Source organism: Mariniflexile sp., assembly GCF_052728615.1.
Genome location: NZ_JBFVFE010000001.1, coordinates 120913 through 141416, shown reverse-complemented (window position 1 = coordinate 141416; position 20504 = coordinate 120913). Strand labels below are relative to the sequence as shown.

At 35.8% G+C, this 20504-nt stretch carries 19 protein-coding genes; 5 read left to right on the top strand and 14 right to left on the bottom strand.

All coding sequences use genetic code 11. The features are described from left to right. The 10 genes from uxuA to ACU1LP_RS00630 all read right to left on the bottom strand — a co-directional run bounded on the left by uxuA (position 1) and on the right by ACU1LP_RS00630 (position 12132). A complete protein-coding gene (uxuA, locus tag ACU1LP_RS00675) occupies positions 1 to 1176 on the bottom strand; it encodes a mannonate dehydratase (protein ID WP_445735262.1) in 1176 nt (391 codons plus the stop codon). An 18-nt stretch (positions 1177 to 1194) separates the two neighbouring features. Next, a complete protein-coding gene (locus ACU1LP_RS00670; protein WP_445735261.1) occupies positions 1195 to 2010 on the bottom strand; it encodes an SDR family oxidoreductase in 816 nt (271 codons plus the stop codon). Positions 2011 to 2220: 210 nt separating this feature from the next. After that, positions 2221 to 3369 carry a DUF4861 family protein gene (locus tag ACU1LP_RS00665; RefSeq protein WP_445735260.1) on the bottom strand — a complete coding sequence of 383 codons (1149 nt, stop codon included), beginning with the start codon at positions 3367 to 3369 and terminating at the stop codon, positions 2221 to 2223. A gap of 315 nt (positions 3370 to 3684) precedes the next feature. Then, a complete protein-coding gene (locus ACU1LP_RS00660) occupies positions 3685 to 4611 on the bottom strand; it encodes a 3-keto-disaccharide hydrolase (RefSeq protein ID WP_445730989.1) in 927 nt (308 codons plus the stop codon). Positions 4612 to 4714: 103 nt separating this feature from the next. Beyond that, on the bottom strand, positions 4715 to 5944 hold the full coding sequence (locus tag ACU1LP_RS00655; RefSeq protein WP_445735259.1) for a DUF2264 domain-containing protein: 1230 nt from the start codon (positions 5942 to 5944) through the stop codon (positions 4715 to 4717). A gap of 104 nt (positions 5945 to 6048) precedes the next feature. After that, complete coding sequence (locus tag ACU1LP_RS00650; protein WP_445735258.1) at positions 6049 to 7050, bottom strand: Kelch repeat-containing protein; 1002 nt, start codon at positions 7048 to 7050, stop codon at positions 6049 to 6051. Positions 7051 to 7207: 157 nt separating this feature from the next. Further along, positions 7208 to 8149 carry a DUF6807 family protein gene (locus tag ACU1LP_RS00645; protein WP_445730987.1) on the bottom strand — a complete coding sequence of 314 codons (942 nt, stop codon included), beginning with the start codon at positions 8147 to 8149 and terminating at the stop codon, positions 7208 to 7210. Positions 8150 to 8252: 103 nt separating this feature from the next. Further along, on the bottom strand, positions 8253 to 8993 hold the full coding sequence (locus ACU1LP_RS00640) for a 3-keto-disaccharide hydrolase (protein WP_445735257.1): 741 nt from the start codon (positions 8991 to 8993) through the stop codon (positions 8253 to 8255). 7 nt (positions 8994 to 9000) lie between these two features. Next, complete coding sequence (locus ACU1LP_RS00635) at positions 9001 to 11247, bottom strand: glycosyl hydrolase (RefSeq protein ID WP_445735256.1); 2247 nt, start codon at positions 11245 to 11247, stop codon at positions 9001 to 9003. Between the two features lie 450 nt (positions 11248 to 11697). Then, positions 11698 to 12132 carry a hypothetical protein gene (locus ACU1LP_RS00630; protein ID WP_445735255.1) on the bottom strand — a complete coding sequence of 145 codons (435 nt, stop codon included), beginning with the start codon at positions 12130 to 12132 and terminating at the stop codon, positions 11698 to 11700. A gap of 118 nt (positions 12133 to 12250) precedes the next feature. Here ACU1LP_RS00630 and ACU1LP_RS00625 point away from each other — a divergent pair, with 118 nt between their 5' ends. Continuing rightward, entirely contained in the window at positions 12251 to 12538 is a 288-nt protein-coding gene (locus ACU1LP_RS00625) for an ISAon1 family transposase N-terminal region protein (protein WP_445730983.1), read from the top strand. Continuing rightward, positions 12525 to 13511 carry an ISAon1 family transposase gene (locus tag ACU1LP_RS00620; RefSeq protein ID WP_445735254.1) on the top strand — a complete coding sequence of 329 codons (987 nt, stop codon included), beginning with the start codon at positions 12525 to 12527 and terminating at the stop codon, positions 13509 to 13511. Before ACU1LP_RS00625 ends, ACU1LP_RS00620 begins: the two co-directional genes overlap by 14 nt. Positions 13512 to 13681: 170 nt before the next feature. On the opposite strand, the gene dnaK is transcribed toward ACU1LP_RS00620, so the two are convergent. After that, positions 13682 to 15589 (bottom strand): molecular chaperone DnaK, encoded by a 1908-nt coding sequence (dnaK, locus tag ACU1LP_RS00615; protein WP_445730981.1) that lies wholly within the window; start codon positions 15587 to 15589, stop codon positions 13682 to 13684. 397 nt (positions 15590 to 15986) lie between these two features. Here dnaK and traM point away from each other — a divergent pair, with 397 nt between their 5' ends. The 3 genes from traM to ACU1LP_RS00600 are packed head-to-tail and all read left to right on the top strand — an operon-like array spanning position 15987 to position 17216. Further along, entirely contained in the window at positions 15987 to 16364 is a 378-nt protein-coding gene (gene traM / locus ACU1LP_RS00610; protein WP_445735253.1) for a conjugative transposon protein TraM, read from the top strand. A gap of 34 nt (positions 16365 to 16398) precedes the next feature. Next, entirely contained in the window at positions 16399 to 16992 is a 594-nt protein-coding gene (locus ACU1LP_RS00605) for a DUF4138 domain-containing protein (protein ID WP_445730979.1), read from the top strand. Between the two features lie 50 nt (positions 16993 to 17042). Continuing rightward, entirely contained in the window at positions 17043 to 17216 is a 174-nt protein-coding gene (locus ACU1LP_RS00600) for a hypothetical protein (protein WP_445730978.1), read from the top strand. 76 nt (positions 17217 to 17292) lie between these two features. Here the strand turns inward: ACU1LP_RS00600 and ACU1LP_RS00595 are convergent, their stop codons facing one another. The 3 genes from ACU1LP_RS00595 to ACU1LP_RS00585 all read right to left on the bottom strand — a co-directional run bounded on the left by ACU1LP_RS00595 (position 17293) and on the right by ACU1LP_RS00585 (position 20500). Further along, complete coding sequence (locus tag ACU1LP_RS00595; RefSeq protein ID WP_445730977.1) at positions 17293 to 17880, bottom strand: site-specific integrase; 588 nt, start codon at positions 17878 to 17880, stop codon at positions 17293 to 17295. A gap of 54 nt (positions 17881 to 17934) precedes the next feature. After that, on the bottom strand, positions 17935 to 18558 hold the full coding sequence (locus tag ACU1LP_RS00590) for a phage integrase SAM-like domain and Arm DNA-binding domain-containing protein (RefSeq protein WP_445730976.1): 624 nt from the start codon (positions 18556 to 18558) through the stop codon (positions 17935 to 17937). A 679-nt stretch (positions 18559 to 19237) separates the two neighbouring features. Continuing rightward, on the bottom strand, positions 19238 to 20500 hold the full coding sequence (locus ACU1LP_RS00585) for a purine-cytosine permease family protein (RefSeq protein ID WP_445735252.1): 1263 nt from the start codon (positions 20498 to 20500) through the stop codon (positions 19238 to 19240). Positions 20501 to 20504: the final 4 nt, after the last annotated feature.

Sequence of the window (20504 nt, the reverse complement as noted above, 5' to 3'; positions counted from 1 at the left end):
TTAACTACTTTTTGATATTCCAAGTTCCAAACCCCGTAATTCTGCCAGTCCACGTAAACGACCAATTCCGGAATAGCCCGGGTTTGTTTTTTTATGTAGATCGTCCAACATTTGATGGCCGTGATCGGGACGCATTGGTATTAACGCATCTTTTCTGCCAGCAGTTTTCCGTCTTCTTTCCTCAAGAACCACTTCTTTGACTACACTGTACATATCCACGTCGCCTTCTAGATGGTTCGCTTCATAAAAGTTTCCTTTTTCGTCACGCTGGGTGCTTCTTAGATGTAAAAAGTGCACTCTATCTGCAAAACGTTTGAATATTTGTACTAAATTATTGTCTGCTCTCACCCCTAACGACCCTGTACAAAATGTAATGCCATTGGATCTATTTGGAACTTCCTTGAAAAGATACGCATAATCTTGTTCGATACTAACAACTCTTGGCAATCCTAATATAGCGTAAGGCGGATCGTCAGGATGGATACACATCATAACGTTGTTTTGAGCAGCAATTGGAATGATTTCTTTTAAGAACAACACCAAATTCTCTCTTAACTTTTGTGCATCAATATCAGCATAGGTGTCCAAAATGGTCTGGAATTGCTCTAAGGTATAGCCTTCCTCTGCCCCTGGTAATCCTGCTATGATATTTTTGACTAATTTTTGTTTTTCCTCATTTGAAAGTTTGGCTAAATAACTTTTTGCTTCAGCCTTTTGTTCATCGGAATAGGAGTCTTCAGCACCTGGTCTTTTTAATAGATATAGTTCAAACGCTGCAAAAGCTGCCACATCAAATCGAAGCGCCTTGGAGCCATCTTTAACCTCAAAACCCAAATCGGTTCTGGTCCAATCCAAAACGGGCATAAAATTGTAACATACAATCTTTATCCCACAACTCGCCAGGTTTTCAATGCTTAGTTTGTAGTTATCTATATATAGTTGAAAATTGCCTGAACGTGTCTTTATATTCTCGTGTACCGGAACGCTTTCTACAACACTCCATGTAAGACCAGATTGTTCAATAATTTCCTTTCGCTTTTTAATTTCAGCAACCGTCCAAACCTCTCCATTTGGAATATGATGCAAAGCCGAAACAACGCCTGTAGCTCCTGCCTGTTTGATATCTGATAAGGATACGGGATCTTTTGGCCCGTACCAACGCCATGTTTGTTCCATTTATTTTACTGTTTTTTATTATACACCGCTAAAAGCACTAAATCCTCCATCTATTGGGATAACGACCCCGGTTACGAACTTTGACGCTTCACAACATAAAAAATGAATGGTTCCGTTCAATTCTTCGGCTTCACCAAATCGCTTCATTGGCGTGTTCTGTATGATGGTATTTCCTCTATCTGTATAAGAACCATCTTCTTTATTGATCAATAAATCCCGGTTTTGATTGCCTATAAAAAACCCGGGAGCAATGGCATTGACGCGCAAGCCTTCGCCAAATTTTAAAGCCAACTCAACAGCCAACCATTTGGTAAAATTATCTATGGCTGCCTTTGATGCCGAATATCCTACTACACGGGTAACAGCACTTTGGGCGGTCATGGAAGATATATTTATAATAACTCCTTGCTTACTTTTTACCATTTCTTTCCCAAAAACCAAAGCGGGCAAAATGCTTCCAAATAAATTCAAGTCCACTACTTTCTTAAAATGGTCGATGTTTACATCAAATATGGTTTGATCGATACCTATGGTTGCTCCTGGCATGTTGCCACCGGCCGCATTTATGAGCACATCTATTTTTTTGAACTTTGCAATGATTTTATCGGATACTTGTTTTAGACTGTTTTCGTCTAGGGCATTGCATACGTACCCTGATACTTTATCGCTTGTTTTTTTAAGGTTTGCAATGGCTGCATCTACAATATCATCTTTATGGTCCAAAATGACCACTGTGGCGCCGTTGCCCAATAAATATTCTGCCATTTGGCCACCCAGCACGCCGCCGCCGCCTGTAATGAGTATTACTTTGTTTTCTACATTAAATAAATTCATTGTTTTTGATTTTTATTTTTTTTACTTGTGTTTAATATTGAACTCATCTTGACTTTTTCTATTTCCTAAAAAATGGCTGAAATTCGCCCATATTTTGTCTATTTTCTTATGCGTAACGATGCTATGCCCTTCAAAAATAGTCTCATCTGAATAAATTTCAAATCATTTTCGGTTAAAAACAAAAAGTCAAGATGGGTTTATTGATTTAGGTTACTTAAAAACAACCTTAATATCATTGCCCATTAATTGCTGTTTTTGCGAACTTAAATGGTCGAACCATTGTTGGCTGTTGGTTATTGACCCCGCTTTATCCCAAGCAGCACCTGCATAATATGTAAAGGATTCATTATTGGGTATTTCAAATATAGCAAGATATTGATCTTTTCTTACTCGCATATCATTTACTTTTGAGGGAATGATGACGCCGACTCCTGTGGTGCCGTCTTCACCATGTTGTGGTTCCCAATATCCCAAAATCCCATGTTCTATATCCATCAATTCCGATCCACTTTCAGGTCTTTTAATAATCCCAACCACCACTGGAATCTGTTGAAGCGATTTGTCATTTGAAGTATATTTAACTTCTATTTTATTTAATTGTGAACCCGCATCCAAACTAACGGTTTTTATGGCTTTCATTTGTTTTCCGTTAACATCCCATTCATCAAAATCCAATTGAAAAGTGGTTCGCAACGGGCCATTATCCAAAATTTTCCATTTCGTATAATTATTGGAATACCAAATGCTATCGTTTACATAAGGCGCCATATTTCCTGCCCCCAATGTAAAGCCTACATGGTAATAATCCAATCCGTTTCCAAGGTCTTCATGATATTTGCCTATTTTGTATCGTTCGTTTAAAATCATTTTATCTGTACGTTTTAACCAAACATCTATACCATAGGCATTTCCTTTACCTTCTTCTTCTAAGGCTTTCCCGTACATTCTAAAAGCGATTTTATCATTTTCCCACGCAAAATCATCCAATCGTTCAGGCACATACCTGCCATAGGTTTTTGTTGCAAAATCACCATGCTTTTCGTTTTTGAACACTAATTCCATCTTACTGTTTGGCTCTAAGCTAATTTGCACCAATACATTCTGAATGTCTGTACTTCCCTTATATTCCAATTGATAGGGAATTTCCTTTTTTGAATTGGCATCGGTAATTTTAAAATTATTGAAATCTAACGAAGGGTAAGTTTGCTTTACACTTTGCCAAGGCAGTGATATTACTTTATCTGTATACGAATAATTACTGTTGTTCTCTATACCAACAGTATTGGTTTTGGATGCTGTACAAGAAGCACAGACCCATGTGATTAAAATGAAACAAACGGTACTGATTTTAATTTTCATGTGTTTATATTATTTGTTTTTTAATTGTCATATGCTGTTCGCTATTAATCATTTCGTTGGGTGATAATGCTTTTAACATGCTCGTTTCATGTGTTTATATTATTTGTTTTTTATTGGTCACATGGTTCTTCCATATAATCATCCCATTGGATATCGAGAATTCGTTATGGAAGTTTCATGTTTTCTACTGTATTAGTTATACAATACCAAAATAAATGTTTTTTATTTTGCCAAATATAGGCATTTCAACACATTTAAAAATTCAAAAATGGGCAGTCAATTATACAAACGCTTCATAATACTGCTTACGGAAGTCTATTTTGTAATGTATGTGTTTATATATTTTTTATACTTATTAGGGATTCTGTCAATCGATTTTATGGCAATCTTTTTATAGTAAGCCTCGGCTCCTTCGGATTGAATTTGGATACGCCCTTTTTGAAGTGGCACAACAGTGCCATCTGGATTTTTATAACGGGAGTTGAACAAAGCCATCACTACTTTTCCGTTTACAATATGCAAACTGGTGCCTTCATAACAAATCAATTCCAGGGTATTCCACTCACCATGTGGTTTTTCATTATTAAAACCCTTATTGCAATGCGAAGGGAATTCTTTTTCAACACTTGAAAATTTATTAAGTTGACCTTCCTTTATATAATCAAATTCTTTTTCGCCTTCTTTTTTTACTGAAGGGATATCTATTAAAGTACCCGCTAATCCATAATAATCGCCCATATCTCCTTCTTGTACCTGGAACTCTTGGGAAGTCATCCAAACATTCCAAAACGATCCATGTTCGCCAACACAATGGTATAAAATGCCGTTATCCCTTTCACGTAACAACCTTGGTTCCCAAATCTTTTCTCCCCACTTAAATTGTAGTTTTAAATGGTAGTTTCCATACACTTGTTTAGAGGTTAAAGCTCCATATATTTCTCCGGAAATATGAAGTACTTGTTCGCCATCCATCGTTTCAAAATTAAAAACCTTTTTTGGATCGTTATTTAGCCCTAACGGTTTTGAATTTGTACCATTACTATTTGGATCCACATTTTCCAACCCTTTAACGGTAGCATGTGGCGCCCCAATAAACACTTCCCAATTTGTCTGTGGATCACCTTCAAAAAGACTTGTCCAGCTTTTAGAAATCGGATTACTGTTTTTGACTTCTTCTTGTGCTGTTGCCGTATTAATTATAAAGCATGCCAGCATTAAAAATACCGATTGTGTAAAGTTCATTTTTTAGTTTGTTTTATTTTAATTCTTTAATTGATAATGAATAACAAGAATAAACATTTGAAATACATTTTATATCCTGTACTGTCCTGACATAAAATTATTTTCAGTCCTGATTTTTGGAAATAGACCAAATCCTTTTTTGACTCCAATCTGTCGCTGGACCTGACCAAAATGAGGTTTCTGGTTTTAAACCCAAAATCAAAAATACTTCAGTACACAAATACAAACTACCTGTAGAAATGTATCGCTCTGCCATTTCTGGTTGGTGCCCGTAAAAACCAATGGTTAGCCATCCGTTTTTATCAAAAGTATCAGGCGCACCCAATTGTTTTTGTACTACTGCTTTTAGTGCTTCACGTACTTGACTTGGAACTATTCCTTTTGGTAACTTTTCAAATAATGCTATTTGAGTAAGTGCATGAAAAGCACCAAACCGATATGTTAAAGAACGACCAATGGCTGGGTATGTGCCTTCGGGTGAAATTAATTTTTCTTGCACTGCGGCATAGGTTTGCGCCCTTTCCAAAAACACATGGTAGTCTGAAATAAAATTTTTATATCTCCAATCTTTTAAATCATCTTGTTTTTCTACCAAAACATTTAAAATATCCAATAATATGGGATGCATGCAGAAACTGCTATAATAATCTAATTTAAAATGAGGCCCATCACTATAAAAACCATCCCCTAAATACCATTCATCAAGCTTATTTAAAGCATACTGTATCCTTACCATATCCGCTTTTCCTTCAAATTTCAAAATAGTGGCTTCCACCATTGCCGTAAACAACAACCAATTATTATATCCCGGTGATAAATTCCTTGTTTCCTTTAAAGCATTTAAGATGTTTTTTTGGGTTTCATTATCAAGTTTGTTCCAAAGTTGGTTGGGAGCCCTAAGCAAGCCTTGTGCTAAAAATGCCGCATCTACCAACGCCTGATCGCCATCCTTAAAATTCATAAAATCTTTAGCGTTAGGATTTGTGGCATTCTTTAAACATTTAAGGGTCATTAAAATATATTTCTCCCTCAGTTTACCTTCTTTGGAAGTATCTGGTCCCAACTCCAACCACGGTGCAATTCCTGAAAGTGTTCTGCCAAAAGCCTCCAAATAGGTAAATTTTGATCGATCGTTTACTGCGTTTGCAGACACTTCAACGGGCATCGTTTCCTTAAGTTTATTTTCACTTAACGATGACAGTACAGGATCTACTATTTTAACCATGGTACTAACAAAATAATCCCGGGTTTGTTGGTTTGAAGTATTTTGGGATTGCACATTAATAAAAGTGAAACAAAATATACTATTGATAATTAAAATTTTTGCTTTCATGTGTCTATATTTATTGTTTTTTAACGGCCACATGCTGTTCGCTATTAGTCATTTCATTGGGTGATAAACTTTTTAGCATGCTCGTTTCATAATACGTCTGAAAATTAATTTTTAATGAATTGAAACATTTCCATAGACGCTAATTCTGGCTTGCCACCTCTACTGCCACTTCCTGCTGCTATGTAAATTTTGTTTTTGTAAACAACAGCTTGTGAGCCATGTCGTCCTCTATTTAAATTATCGAGATTTCGCCATGTTTTAGTTGCCACATTATAAGCTTCAATAGTGTTATGGGCTTCCGTCTGCGCCATACTTTCGCCACCAATCACCATTAAATCATCACCTAAAAAAGCAACAGATGCTCCTGCCCTCATGGTTGGGAGATTGCTTTTTTTAGGTAATGTACTCCAAGTGTTTGATTTAATATCATACACATCAACTTCAGGAATGGTAAGATCGAAGGTTTGATTGGTTGCATAAGACGAATTTCTTCCACCAGCGGCATAAATTTTACCATCTTTATAAGCGGCATGAAAATGATCCCTAGATCTTGGTGCATCTTTAAGAATCTCCCAACTCCCTGTTTTAAAACCATACACATCAACCCAAGGCACATGTGTACTGTTGTGACCATCAACAATGCCACTTACAATATATGCTTTATCATTTTGGACAATAACCCCTGCGGAACCGCGCCTTCTGGCCTCTGGAATTTCAGAACCTATGTTCCATTCGTTTGCTTCTGGATTGTAAATCAAAATGTTTTCTAATGGTTTTTCATAAGGATATTTTCCACTCATGGCTCCAAACATATAGATTTTATCTTGATAGGATACGGCTTGAAAATGATGGATTTCTACGGGCGGCTCTTTACCTTCTGTCCATGTATTGGTTTCCACATTGTAAATGGAAACGGGCTTGATGCCACGACCCCCTAACAAATAAAATTTATTACCAACAGCAACAAAACTGCACTCGTGCCGAGCGATTGGCTCCGTTGGACTTGATATGGTTTTCCATTCACCTTTTTTACCAATTTCTTGTGCAGAAAAAATGTGCGATAGGGATAGAAAATAAAATAAGGCAATAAATATCTGTTTTTTCATAAATTCTTTGTTAAGATTACTACATAATTTTATTTTTATAATGTGATTACTATTCTGTTTTCTGTTTGTTAAGTTCTAAACCCATTTTTTCGCTTTTATTTTGGTTTATAAAATGTCCTTAAAATATAATAACACTATGTGTTTTAGTGATTTTATATTATAATTTTTTATAATTATCATATATCTTCCCAATATCATGTACCATCAGGTTTCCTTTGTGTACGAGCATACGATAACGCAAAATTGTTGGTTTACTATCAGATAACAATACTGCATTCGTGCCTGGAAATGGATACACCGCATTTTGCATGCTATTTTGAGAACGTAAAATCCATGGGTTTGGAAACCCAGGATTATCTGGATGGCACAAAATTGTTAAGCCTGATTGTTTTCCATCTTTACTAAAAGCACCAGAAATATCCAACCAACCCTCAGCTTTAACCGCAAGTTTTTCTGGTTCAACAATGCCTTTTGAACCCGAAAATTTAATATCATCTACCAACCGTATTCTTTGGGAAAAACCACCGTAACCCTTTTCGTCTTCAGAACCCCCGATGCGCATATCTGGTTCTAAAGCCTGCAAGGATATTTTAACATCAATATATCTATAATCATTTTCAGTAGGATACACTTTTATAGTGGTTGTTTCCCTAACTATTGGTTTTTGATTTCCATTTTCATCCAACCACAATGGCGATTTCCATAAAACTTCTGCTTGTATTGCTTTAACATGCTTTTTTTGTTTAATCTCAACTACAGATTCTATATCCCAACTAAAATCTTTCACCTCCCAACCATCACCTATGCGCTTGTTTCCAATATACAATTGATGCCACGCCCAAAAAATGCCTCTGTGGTGCAAATGGTCTATGGGGAACTCTTCTGTTAAAACAGCTCCATCCAAGGTGTACAGCGGATGAATATAATTCGTTGTTTTATAACTTCCATTAAATGCTTTTTCAGCAATTTGATATTTTAATATACTGTCTTTTCCTTGCAGAAAATAAGCGGCATCCTGTTCAATTTTAACCGTTATATTCTGAGCGTCAGCAGATATACCTACCAACATTAAAAGGATTAAAATCAATAATTTGTTCATTTTTAGTATTAAACTTTTTTTTTTAACTGATGTTTTGTTTTGAGTACTCCGTTTGAAAACATCAAAAAAGATACTCACATCAATCATTTTTAAAATTTATTAATCAATCCATGCTTCTAGGCTTTAAATCCATTTCCTTTTGGTATTTCTCTGGATTTTTTGTAATTATTTTAAGGTTTTTAAAATAGACTTTTGCATCTTCCCGTTCAGGATTATTGCCTAAACTATGAATTTTAAGTGCTATATACCCTTCTGGATATTTAGAATTTATCAAGTTGCATGTCGGCACATCATTTACCCAAACTTTAATGTTGTTTCCAATAACTTCCATTCTAAAATGGTTCCATTCGTTCATTTTAAAAGCATCGCGCGCACGCACATCATCTTCCAAAGTGTACCACCAACTCCATGACCTTCCAAAATCATCAAAAACGCCACCCGTCCATTTACGGTCTGTTGGGTCCAGTTTTACTTGATAGCCATACAAACACACTTTGGCTGTATCCGGTGTTTTTATACTTCGAAGGATGAAGCCTGAATGTATGGCCCCTTCAACTTTAGAGTCGGCTTCTAAAATAAAATCTTTGTACTTTTTATTGGTTCTTAAAAAAGTATGCTCGGGCGTATTGCTCACCATGTGGGTTACGATAACGCCATCTTCTACCCATGCTTTTCCAAAACTCCCAACCAAAGTCCATCCCCTAAAATCTTTTCCATTGAAGATGGATTTCCAAGGAATATCTTGTGGTTTTAAAACATTCATGGCTGTTAGTGCAAAAAAAACACATGCCATACTCGCCGTAGTAATTACAACTTTTCTGAAATTCTTATACTTTTTAACCATAATAAATCTATTTATTTTCGACCCAAAACACTGATGAAACAGGCAATAATTCCAATTTATATTTTGTGTAATTTTCTCCGTTTTTCTTAAAGGAACCTAATTTCAACATATTTGAAGCAGTGCCATTGTGTGGATTCCAAACCTCCAAGTTTAGTTTTCCTCTTAATGATACTTCGGTATGTATGGTGCTATCGCTAGAATTGGCAAAGAAATAAATAGCTTTCCCATCTTTCACTTTGTGCATGTATGAAAATACGCCTTGTTCACTGGTAATTTCTGGGTTTTCTGCGAAACTGACATCTTCATTCGGAATTAACTGATTGATAGTTTTTGATAATGCTTCTTTAGTCGGGTTTGGAATGAACACCGCTTTGCCACCATTTTTATTGGATTGAATAGCGTTTCCATTTACAGCATTTGCACCAAACATATCATTAATTATTTTTACAATGTCTTCATTTTTACCCATTTCTGAAGCTACAGAAGGTAATAATGAGGTTGCTATAACCTTACCGCCAGCATCATAAAATTGTTTTATTTTTTGAAGGGTTTTTAAGGATATCACTTTACCTCCTGGAATTATAATAAGTTTATAATCTTGATAATTGGTTTTATTGTTTAAGTGCAGATTTCCCTTTTGAACCATGTATTTATCAGTAGCGAGCTGTTCAGGATGGATAAATGAAAAATCCCTACGGATGTCGTTTGTTAAAATATCACCCACTTTTTGATAGTCCGCTTCAGGATACGCCCAATCACCACCCGTATTATTCGTTGGTTCATCAAAATAATAGCCTGCTTGCAAACTTGTTATGGGATAGATGATGCCAATATCTGAAACGCGTCTTCCACCTTGCAGCATATAACAAGACCGACCAACGTATTCACTGTAATCTGGTAATGCGGGGAGTAATTTTTTACTGAATGGCGATATCAATGGCGGAATTCCAACTTTATCCGGATTGTACCACATACCATGAGGTACCACAAAATTCACACCACGAGCAAAAAGTTCCATAATGGTTCGGTACATCACAATGGAATCGAAAGTACTCTCTTTAAATGCCCCATAAACTTCGGTGGAAACAATAGGTTTGTCGGAAGCATCAGCTGCCGAACTTACTAATTTAAACCCTTCCCTTCCTCTATTGTACCAAATAATAGCATCTGAAAGTGGTAAGTCTGTATGTCTGAAAAATTTAAAAATATCCCCATGCATATCAACCGGTTGGATATCATAATTTCCCGGTGGATGCCCCGTGTTTTTTAGTCCGCGCTTTTTTGTCCATTCCGTCACCAATTTGGGATACCCTTCGGAAAGAAGTTCTGCCCGCGTATTAAAAAATGCCACTCGTGCCGATTCTGTTTCAGTTCCAATATCATACCATAAGGCTGGATAATAAAGGGCTGGCTCAAATCCATTTAACTTCACAAATTTAGTATTGAAAGCTTCTGTCCAAGTCCGTTCTTTTCTAAAAAACCCAACATCATCAAAAAATGTAAGCTTTATGGTGTTTCCAAAATAGCTTCCAAACTGCTCTTCGTACTTATCGTAAGTTAAATTTATAAACTGTTTAACAGCTTCAGGATTCATGGCATCCAAAGGCATATCGTGTTTCCAAAAGGTTGCTTTTTGGCACATAAACAGCATGACTTTCCATCCTTCTTCTCTAGTTGTTTGCCATGATAAAAGATTATTGACAATGAATTCAGAAAGATCAATACGTTCTTTTGTATTCATATTCATGGCTACAGCAGCCATTAATTCCCCTTCGGGTATAAAGGCTTTAAAATAGGGATCTTTGTTGAGGTCGAACTCATATTTCTCTAAACTTTTTCTAACAAACTGAGGGTAATCACGTTCAATTTTACCACCTGCAGTACCACTCGGAAACCCCGTGTCATCATAAAGAATGATTTGCATGTCCTCTTTTTTAGCAGTCTCTAAAATCAATTTATATTTTTCAAAATAAGCATCACTTAGAAATTCTGGCAAGGTATTGTTAACCGGTAACACCGCCAACCCACTAAAACCTGCGTTATGGGCATCTGTTATTTGTTGAACAATGCCTTCATTTGTCAACTCCCCGTTAATATGCCAAAAAGGCATGGGTTTAAACTGAGCTGGTGGACTTTTAAAAGCAACTTTTGATAATGTGTTTTCTTGCGAAGTAACACTAAATGAGCTTAAAAGGCCAAAAAAGAAAATGAGTATGATTCTGGTTTTATACATCTCCATTATTAAAATTTTCATTTTTAGATGATGAACTGGTTTAAACTTTTTCCATTCGCTAAAAAATTGCCCCCAAACTAAATTTGGGGCAGGCTCTTTTTTACCCACTTTTCGCCTTTTTTTCCTTCCATAGCTCTGCTATATAACTCAAAAAAGACTTCAATTGGTCAAAAAATTACTTCCCGATAGCTATCGGGACCGCTTAAAAGTTTAAACCAGTTAGATAAATAAACGAAATGCTAATATATGAGAACTTATAAATAATAGCATCCTGCACTATGCTGATGAATGACAGATGAAATAAAAAATAATTGATGTCGCAATGAATACTTTTAAATGCTTGATTTTTAGCTGAATTGAGACCTGTCAGGTTTTTAAACCCTGACAGGCCTGAAAAACTACGAGTTTGTAAAATTATAGATAATTAATGATTTTACAAATATGTTGAAATTTTTGTCATGCACTTAGATGTTACTTCGTGATTCTCATCTGCAACCAATTTTCATTCGATTTCGGACTTGCATTGAAAGGTACTTGTATTTTTGAATCTCCAGAACTGATACTTATCATTGCTTTGGGCGATTTGTCTGATACCTTACTTTTAAGGATTTCCCAAGGAATGCTGATTTCAAATGTCTCGCCCGTTAATCCGCCAACCGTAGTAAGTTGACCGCCCGGACCAATATAGCTAAACTGTAAAACCGTAGCGTCGGTCATTTCCTTGGAATCTATTTTTCCTGTTTGTATCACAACTGAATCATGGGTTTTCCCGTTGACTTGTATGGTCGCTTTGTTGCTGATGCTATTGATATCCACCACATCATCATTGAATAAAATTTGCATTTCAAATTCTTTTTCCTTACCATATTCTATACTCGATACGGCATTTTTTAGGATCAATCCCAAAAGTTGTGTGTGAATTAAAATAAGATTCCGATTTTTGCTTAAAAAATATATTTTGGACAATTATCTAGACATCCTTAAACTAATTCTTCCTGAATTTTTAATCAACCACTTCGATCTTATGAAGACTACAAAGAATGGCGAGGTCATGCATTTGTATTTTGAAGAACAAATAACAATACCCAAAGAAGAAGCCTCTCGAGATTTAATAGCTCATGGTTTTCATAATGAAGTTACCGTTCAGGATTTTCCTTTACGAGGAAACACGGTATACCTCCATGTTAAACGGCGCAGGTGGCTCGATAAATCAACCAATGAAGTTGTTCAGAGAGATTGGAACTTGGTAGCACAGGGAACACGGATGACCGCCGAGTTCGCTGCTTTTTTAAAAGAAATTGGTCGATACTAAGGCTTCCGACTGCCAAACTATTGGTTTTTTCTATGGGGTCAATGGCAAAAAACTGCAACGCCAATATAAAGACTACCTGAGTGATTTTAAATCATGGGATCAAAAATCCCATGCGCAAGACTGGCTTCTGTTTGCCAAAAACTTAGGTCGCTATCTATCTCTTGATGAGACCGCTTTTAGCAACGGAGAACTTTATACCATTGTGACCAATAAAGATGCTAAAGGAAAAAAAGGAGCTATAGTAGCCATGATAAAGGGAACCAAAGCCGAAGTGGTTATAAAGATACTCTGTATGACTCCTTTAAAGGAAAGACAGAAAGTAAAGGAGGTGACCCTGGATATGGCAGGCAACATGGGGCTTATCGTTAAAAAGTCATTCCCAGAAGCCACTTTGGCCATAGACCGTTTCCACGTTCAGAAATCAGCATACGACGCTGTACAGGAAATAAGGATCAAATACAGATGGGAAGCTATAGACGCAGAAAATGAGGCCATTGAACTAGCCAGAAAGAATTCCCTAAAACACATACCAGAGCTGCTGCCAAATGGAGATACGCTAAAACAATTGCTAGCCAGAAGCAGATATATACTCTACAGACCAAGCAACAAATGGACTGAAAACCAGTCTAAAAGAGCGGAAATACTATTTAAGCTCTATCCCGATATAGAAAAAGCATACAGGCTATCTCAAAATCTATCTTGGATATACAATAATACTGAAGATAAAACCTCAGCACTGGTACGATTGGCCAAATGGGATGAAAAAGTGAGACAAGCAGGCTTTAAAAGCTTTAATACCATTGCTAAAACCATGTCCATTCATTATCTGAATATACTAAACTTCTTTGACAACAGAAGCACAAATGCATCGGCCGAGTCATTTAATGCGAAAATTAAAGCTTTTAGGGCGCAGTTCAGAGGGGTAAGAAACGTAGATTTTTTCCTTTTTAGATTAACTACAATATTTGCTTAAACACAACAATTGATCTTGATCCCAATTGATCTTGATCCAAACATACAAGGTTTTGAAAACCTTGCAGGTTATACAAAAAACGCAATCCCCCTTTAATTAAAGGGGGATTGCGTTTTTATTGTTTAATGAGATTCCCTCCCGATAGATCGGGATTCGCTGGAATGACAAATTTATTTCACTTCTTCAAAGTCAACATCTTCCACATCACTGGATTCTGCTTGTCCGTTTTGGCTTGCCGCATCAGGTCCAGCTTCTCCTCCACCTTGTGGCGCTTCCGCTTGTGCTTTGTACATTTCTTCGCTAGCTACTTTCCAAGCTTCGTTTATTTTTTCTAAAGCTGGGTCAATAACCGCAATGTCTTTGGTTTCATAAGCTTTTTTAAGCGCTTCCAAAGCGTCTTCAATCGGTTTCTTTTTATCTTCCGATAATTTGTCGCCAAATTCCTTTAACTGACTTTCGGTTTGGAAGATCATCGCATCAGCAGCATTTAATTTTTCAGCTTTTTCTTTAGCTACTTTATCAGCTTCAGCATTTGCCTCAGCATCCGCTCTCATTTTCTTGATTTCTTCTTCCGTTAAACCAGAAGAGGCTTCAATACGGATATCCTGGGTTTTACCGGTCGCTTTATCGCCTGCAGTTACATGGATAATTCCGTTGGCATCAATATCAAAAGTCACTTCAATTTGAGGGGTTCCACGTCTTGCAGGTGGGATACCATCTAAGTGAAAACGTCCAATGGTTTTGTTATCGGCAGCCATCGCCCGTTCTCCTTGCAATACATGTATTTCTACAGAAGGTTGATTATCGGCAGCCGTTGAGAATACTTGCGATTTCTTGGTAGGAATTGTTGTATTGGCTTCAATCAACTTCGTCATCACATTACCCATCGTTTCAATACCTAATGATAATGGCGTTACGTCCAATAACAAGACATCTTTAACATCACCTGTTAATACACCACCTTGAATACCAGCACCTAACGATACGACTTCATCTGGGTTCACCCCTTTACTTGGCGCTTTTCCAAAGAATTTCTCAACCGCAGCCTGTACCGCAGGAATACGGGTAGAACCACCTACCAATATAACCTCGTCTATATCTTTAATGGTTAAACCTGCTGCTTTTAAAGCGGTCTGGCATGGTGCAATGGTACGTTTTACTAAATCGTCAATTAATTGTTCAAATTTTGAACGTGTCAACGTGCGCACTAAATGTTTTGGTCCACTAGCAGTTGCCGTAATATATGGTAAATTGATTTCTGTTTGCGCAGAAGATGATAATTCAATCTTCGCTTTTTCAGCAGCTTCTTTTAAACGTTGAAGCGACATGGGGTCTTTGCGCAGGTCCATATCTTCTTCAGCTTTAAACTCATCGGCCAACCAGTTAATGATTTTTTCATCAATATCATCACCGCCCAAATGGGTATCTCCATCGGTGGACAATACTTCAAAAACACCGTCGCCTAATTCTAAAATAGACACGTCATGTGTTCCTCCACCAAAGTCAAAAACCACAATCTTTTGGTCTTTGCCTTTTTTATCCAAACCGTAAGCCAATGCCGCCGCAGTAGGCTCGTTGATGATTCTTCGAACTTTTAAACCAGCAATCTCACCAGCTTCTTTAGTGGCTTGGCGCTGACTGTCATTAAAATATGCAGGCACCGTAATAACCGCTTCGGTAACCGTAGTTCCTAAATAATCTTCAGCCGTTTTCTTCATTTTTTGAAGAATCATAGCCGATAATTCCTGTGGCGTATATAAACGACCATCAATATCCACACGTGGCGTATCGTTATCGCCTTTTACCACTTTATAAGGTACGCGATCAGCTTCTTTTTTAGATTCAGAAAATTTATTCCCCATAAAACGCTTAATAGAATAAACCGTTTTTGTTGGGTTTGTTACCGCTTGTCTTTTTGCTGGGTCGCCAACTTTAATTTCGCCACCTTCAACAAAAGCAATAACCGAGGGCGTTGTTCTTTTACCTTCCGCATTCGGGATTACAACTGGCTCGTTACCTTCCATTACCGAAACGCAAGAGTTGGTTGTTCCTAAATCGATTCCAATTATTTTGCTCATAATATATTCTTTTTGTGTTGAAAATTCATTTTTATATTCGGTATCTATAAGTCAATGATTATGCCAACGCGGAAATGCTGACAAGGTGTCATAAGCCCCCTAACCCCCAAAGGGGGAATTCTCACATTGTCCGGTCTTTTGTCTATTTTCTTTTGTCTTAAATCTATTTTCTTAAATTGGGCGCATCCCTTCGGGTCGGGCTTTCCGCTACAAGTCCTCGCTCTCCCGATAGCTATCGGGATCGCTGTGGGCTTTCCGCTTCAATCCCTTGCGCACCTGTTCGCAGCGATAGTCATGATTGTAACGTTTAGTACATATTCTAAATTTTCAGTTGTTGAGTAATAAAAGGGGTGTGGTCCTGATATCTTCATAAATTAAAGAATCCACCCTCTTGCAGATGCGGTTGACAAAAGATGCAACCGTTTTTGGACAACATTATTCTAAAAACACAGCCATCTATGGCTTTATCAATTTTAAACCCAATCGGGCAACAATTGCCATTAGTAATATAGATCATCGTGCTGTTAAATTGACCGCTTTTGATTTTCAAGATGGTAGCGAGGGCATTTATGTTGAAAACAGTTTTAGAGCTGAAGCCACCAATGAAATCGTTGGAGATATGGTGGACGACATCAATATTACAGGCGTTCCACAAGTAAGCGGTGTCAAGAAAATATTTCAACGTAACCATAAAAATGTAAAGGTTACGATAACCGATAACTATAAACTCATTTTAAGGATTCCTAAAAATAATCCCAAAAACAAATTCCAATGAAAGCCCATAACGGGCAATTAAAAAATTTACTCTTATGAAAACATATATCATATTAATGCTCTTGGCTTATTCAATGTCAACAGTTGCACAGCCAAAACTCGACACCATTTACGCCAATGACCAGAAAAACGTAGCCTTGTTTTTTCCAGACCCCATACGTCAAGGAATTACTGGAGCTTCTCATTTTGTATTCACTTACAATCGTAAAAAAGAGCAATACTTCGGATTGCTTCAAGCGAAGCCTGAAACCGAAAGCAACCTACTAACTGTTACCAATGATGGTAACGTGTATTCCTATATTCTGAAGTATTATGAAAAACTTCCAGAACTGAATTACTTCATCAATAAAAATGAACGAATTGGTAGTGAGCTTCCAGCTAAAATAAATGATAAACCCTCTGTTATTCCTATAAATGAATACGTCAATAGGATAAAATATTTTCAAAAATTCAGCGACTATCAATTAAAGTCAAAATTTGAAAATATCAAGACCAAACGCAAAAAAGGCATCAAACTAAAATTACAAAAAATGACTTATGATGGTTCAGAAGTCTATTTGGTCATCGAATTAAAAAACAAATCCGGAATCGATTTTGAAATTGATTATCTTTTGAAATTGATTATCTGAATGTCTATAGAACCAATGGGAACAAGAAAAGGAAAGCCTCCTATCAAAGATTGCAGCAAGAAGTCATTTATAAATATAACATGCCAATTTCCATTGTCGATGGAGAAAGCCAACGCTTAGTCTATGTGATTCCAAAATTTGTCCTTTCTGATAATGAAAAATTGATGTTGGAACTGAAAGAATTGAATGGGAGCAGGAAAGTGGTTTTGGAAACAAGAATTTAAAATTACTTCAAAAATTATCCCTCAACAAAAAACCAAGCTTATCGAGCTTGGTTTTTTTGCATCCAAAAATTACAACCTAATAAGTTTTAGAAATTTTTTCTGAATCTGCCTTGTTTTCAATTTCATTGAACTGAGTACGTAATTTTTGCATATCATCACTCACTTTACGCTCAATGACCTTTGCATATATTTGGGTAGTCGATATTCGGGAGTGGCCCAATAATTTTGAAACCGTTTCTATGGGGATGCCGTTACTCAATGTTACAGTTGTGGCAAACGTATGTCTGGCAATGTGAAATGTGAGGTTCTTTTTAATACCGCAGACATCAGCAATTTCCTTTAAATAGGAATTCAGTTTTTGATTTGATATTTTAGGAAATATACTTCCTTGTGCCATAGATTTGCGATTGTTCTTATATTTTTCAATGATCTGCATAGCTTTAGGTAACAAAAGGATTCGTATCGGTTTTGTGGTTTTTTTACCTCTATAATAAACCCAAAGTTCACCATCGATTCCTATACAAATATTATCCGCAGTCAAATTAATGACATCGATATAACTTAAACTGGTATAGCAACTGAACACAAACAAATCCTTAACCAATTCCAATCTTGGAATGCCAAATTCTTTGTTTTCTATCTCTTGAAGTTCTTCGAAACTCAAAAACCCTCTATCATTTTTAATAAATTTGGATTTGAAATTAATAAAAGGGTCACGTTATATCCAACCCAATTTAAATGATAGGTTTATCAGTGTTCTAAAACGCTCAATATGCTTCATTACGGTATTGTTGCCCATTGGTTTTTGATGGTCCTCTGGCACATAGCATCGAAGATATTTCTCAAATTTTATGATAAAGTGATAATCGAGTTCCCGTAAATAAAGGTCTGAGGTCTTATAGGATTTCAAAAGAAATTTAGAAATATACTTTTGTGTAGTGAAGTAGTTCTTTTGTGTTCCCCACTTTAATTTACTTACCATATCCTCATTATGGTAATCAATAATATCCGAAATTGAGCGATTATTTTCGTCATTACCGAAATATCTGGCTTTAACAGCTTGTGCAGTAATCAACTTATGTTCGTCCATTAATTCACGATAACATTTAAAAAGATGACTGTAAGTTTCATCCAAATAACTGTTTAGAATTCTTGATTTTTGGTTTGTTCCCCGAGCTCTATTTTTATGGACATCCCAATCAGATACTAAAACTTTTTGTTTTAAACTGATAGTGGCTCGCTTACCATTTACCGTAATTCTTGCGTAAATTGATGCTTGCTCGTTTTTTGACCTGGAGAAGTCTGCCCAGAACAAAATGCTGAATGTGGAAGATGTTTTCATGATTTCGTCTTTAAATTAACACTAATTGTTATCAGACGAAAGCCAAATCACTTATAAAGATACATTATATTCTTCAACAAATTGGTAAATTTTAACAAATCGGATAACAAAAATGTTGAAATTATTTTGTTATCCGAATTGTTGACTTTTGTTTACAGAATAAATCAATTCAATTAATATATGTATAAAATTAAAAACCTGTAAATCATATGATTAACAGGTTTTTGATACAGATTGATACTATATAAAGTCGGGGTGGCAGGATTTTTTAACAACCTGCAACTATTTGTTTTTCAGTATTTTAAACACTTTTAATTTAGTATGATTCACCTAATGGTACACTAAAATCAAAAAGAACTATTTAAAGGCAAAATTTATTTGCTTTTTGGTTATATAAAGATACAAATTATATCAAAATTAATAAACTTTAATCAACATAAGAATAAATTATAGTACAAATGTATTGTTTAGCCAATAAGAGTGGTTTATCCATTTGATATCTATAATGTAGTATTATGTAAAATATCCCAGAAGCATCTTTTTTCATTAGAATAATTGGAACTTGGGTCATTAAACTATTAAGTGGTTTGTTTCGTAGATTTTTTTAAAACATTATATTTCTATAATTTGCCGTTATGTAAATTAGCTGTTGTCATTCGATGGATTGTTTTTAATTATTCTAATGTTTTGCATGTAGAATGTCTTTTTGTTTTAAAAATAAATATATAATGCCTCCCAATAGAAAAGAGTCTAGAAAGTAAGCGTGCGTTAGTTGGAACACTTCGAGATATGTAAAAACAGTAATAATTGAACTTATAATCCAACTGATTAATGCTGCAGTTTCCCATTCCGAAATTTCATTTAATTTATAATCTTGTTTTCTAACCCAGAAAAAATTAATGATATAAATTGCAGAAATTGAAGGTGCAAAAATGCCTAAAAAGCTTAAAAAATCAAAAAGATAATTAGAGAAACCAAATAAGGCCGCAATTGTACCAACAAAACCTGTAATTAGTGACATTTTTTTAAATGACCAATCCTTTTTTACTGTTGAAAATGTTAATACAGTTGAGTATAAATTAGAGGCATTACCGACCCAAGTAGATACAAATAAAAGAATGAAAGCTGGTACTACTAAATCCAAACCTTCCATAACTTTAATGATATCAACTTCACCAGATTGGATGGAAGGAATAGCACTAAATAACAAAGCAATTGGAAATCCAATGGTTATTCCGAGAACAGCAACTAAGCTTTGTTTATCATTATAAATAAAACGGGAGAAGTCTGCCATTAACACAGGAAACAATATAGAAGAACCAACTAAAATAGAAATGGCTTCAAAAAGTGTCATAGTTGGGTTTTCTGGAACAAAATTTACAATCTCTTGAAAAGATGTTCCTGCGAAAGCTTTGTAGACGACATAGCCTAAAAAGACAGTTAATATTGGTACTGCATAATTGGCTAACCGTTCCAAGCTTTTGATACCAAAAATTGTTGTGATTATAATTAATGCACTAACAATTATTATAATTGGCCATTCTACTAAATTAATTTGCAAGGTTTGAAACGCAGTGTCTTTTACTGCTGTAGCTAATAGTTCTAAAGCCACAGAAAACCAACCCAATAATGTGATTCCGAAAATAGCATTCATGATTTTTGCCCCTTGTCTTCCAAAACTAAAATGCATAATCATATATGTTGACAATCGCGATCTATTCCCAATTATTGTGGTTGCCATACACATTAGTGTAAGTACAAATGTAGAAATACCAAAAGCCCATAATGCTTTTTCAAACCCGACAGCCAAAGCCACTTCAGAGCCTAAATATAAAATAGGTAAGGTTAAACCTGTACCAGCAATAATCAATGCTACCAACCAACCAGATGTAAAATCTTTAGGTTGTACTTTGGTGGTTGTATATTGATTGTCTTCAGCCATAATT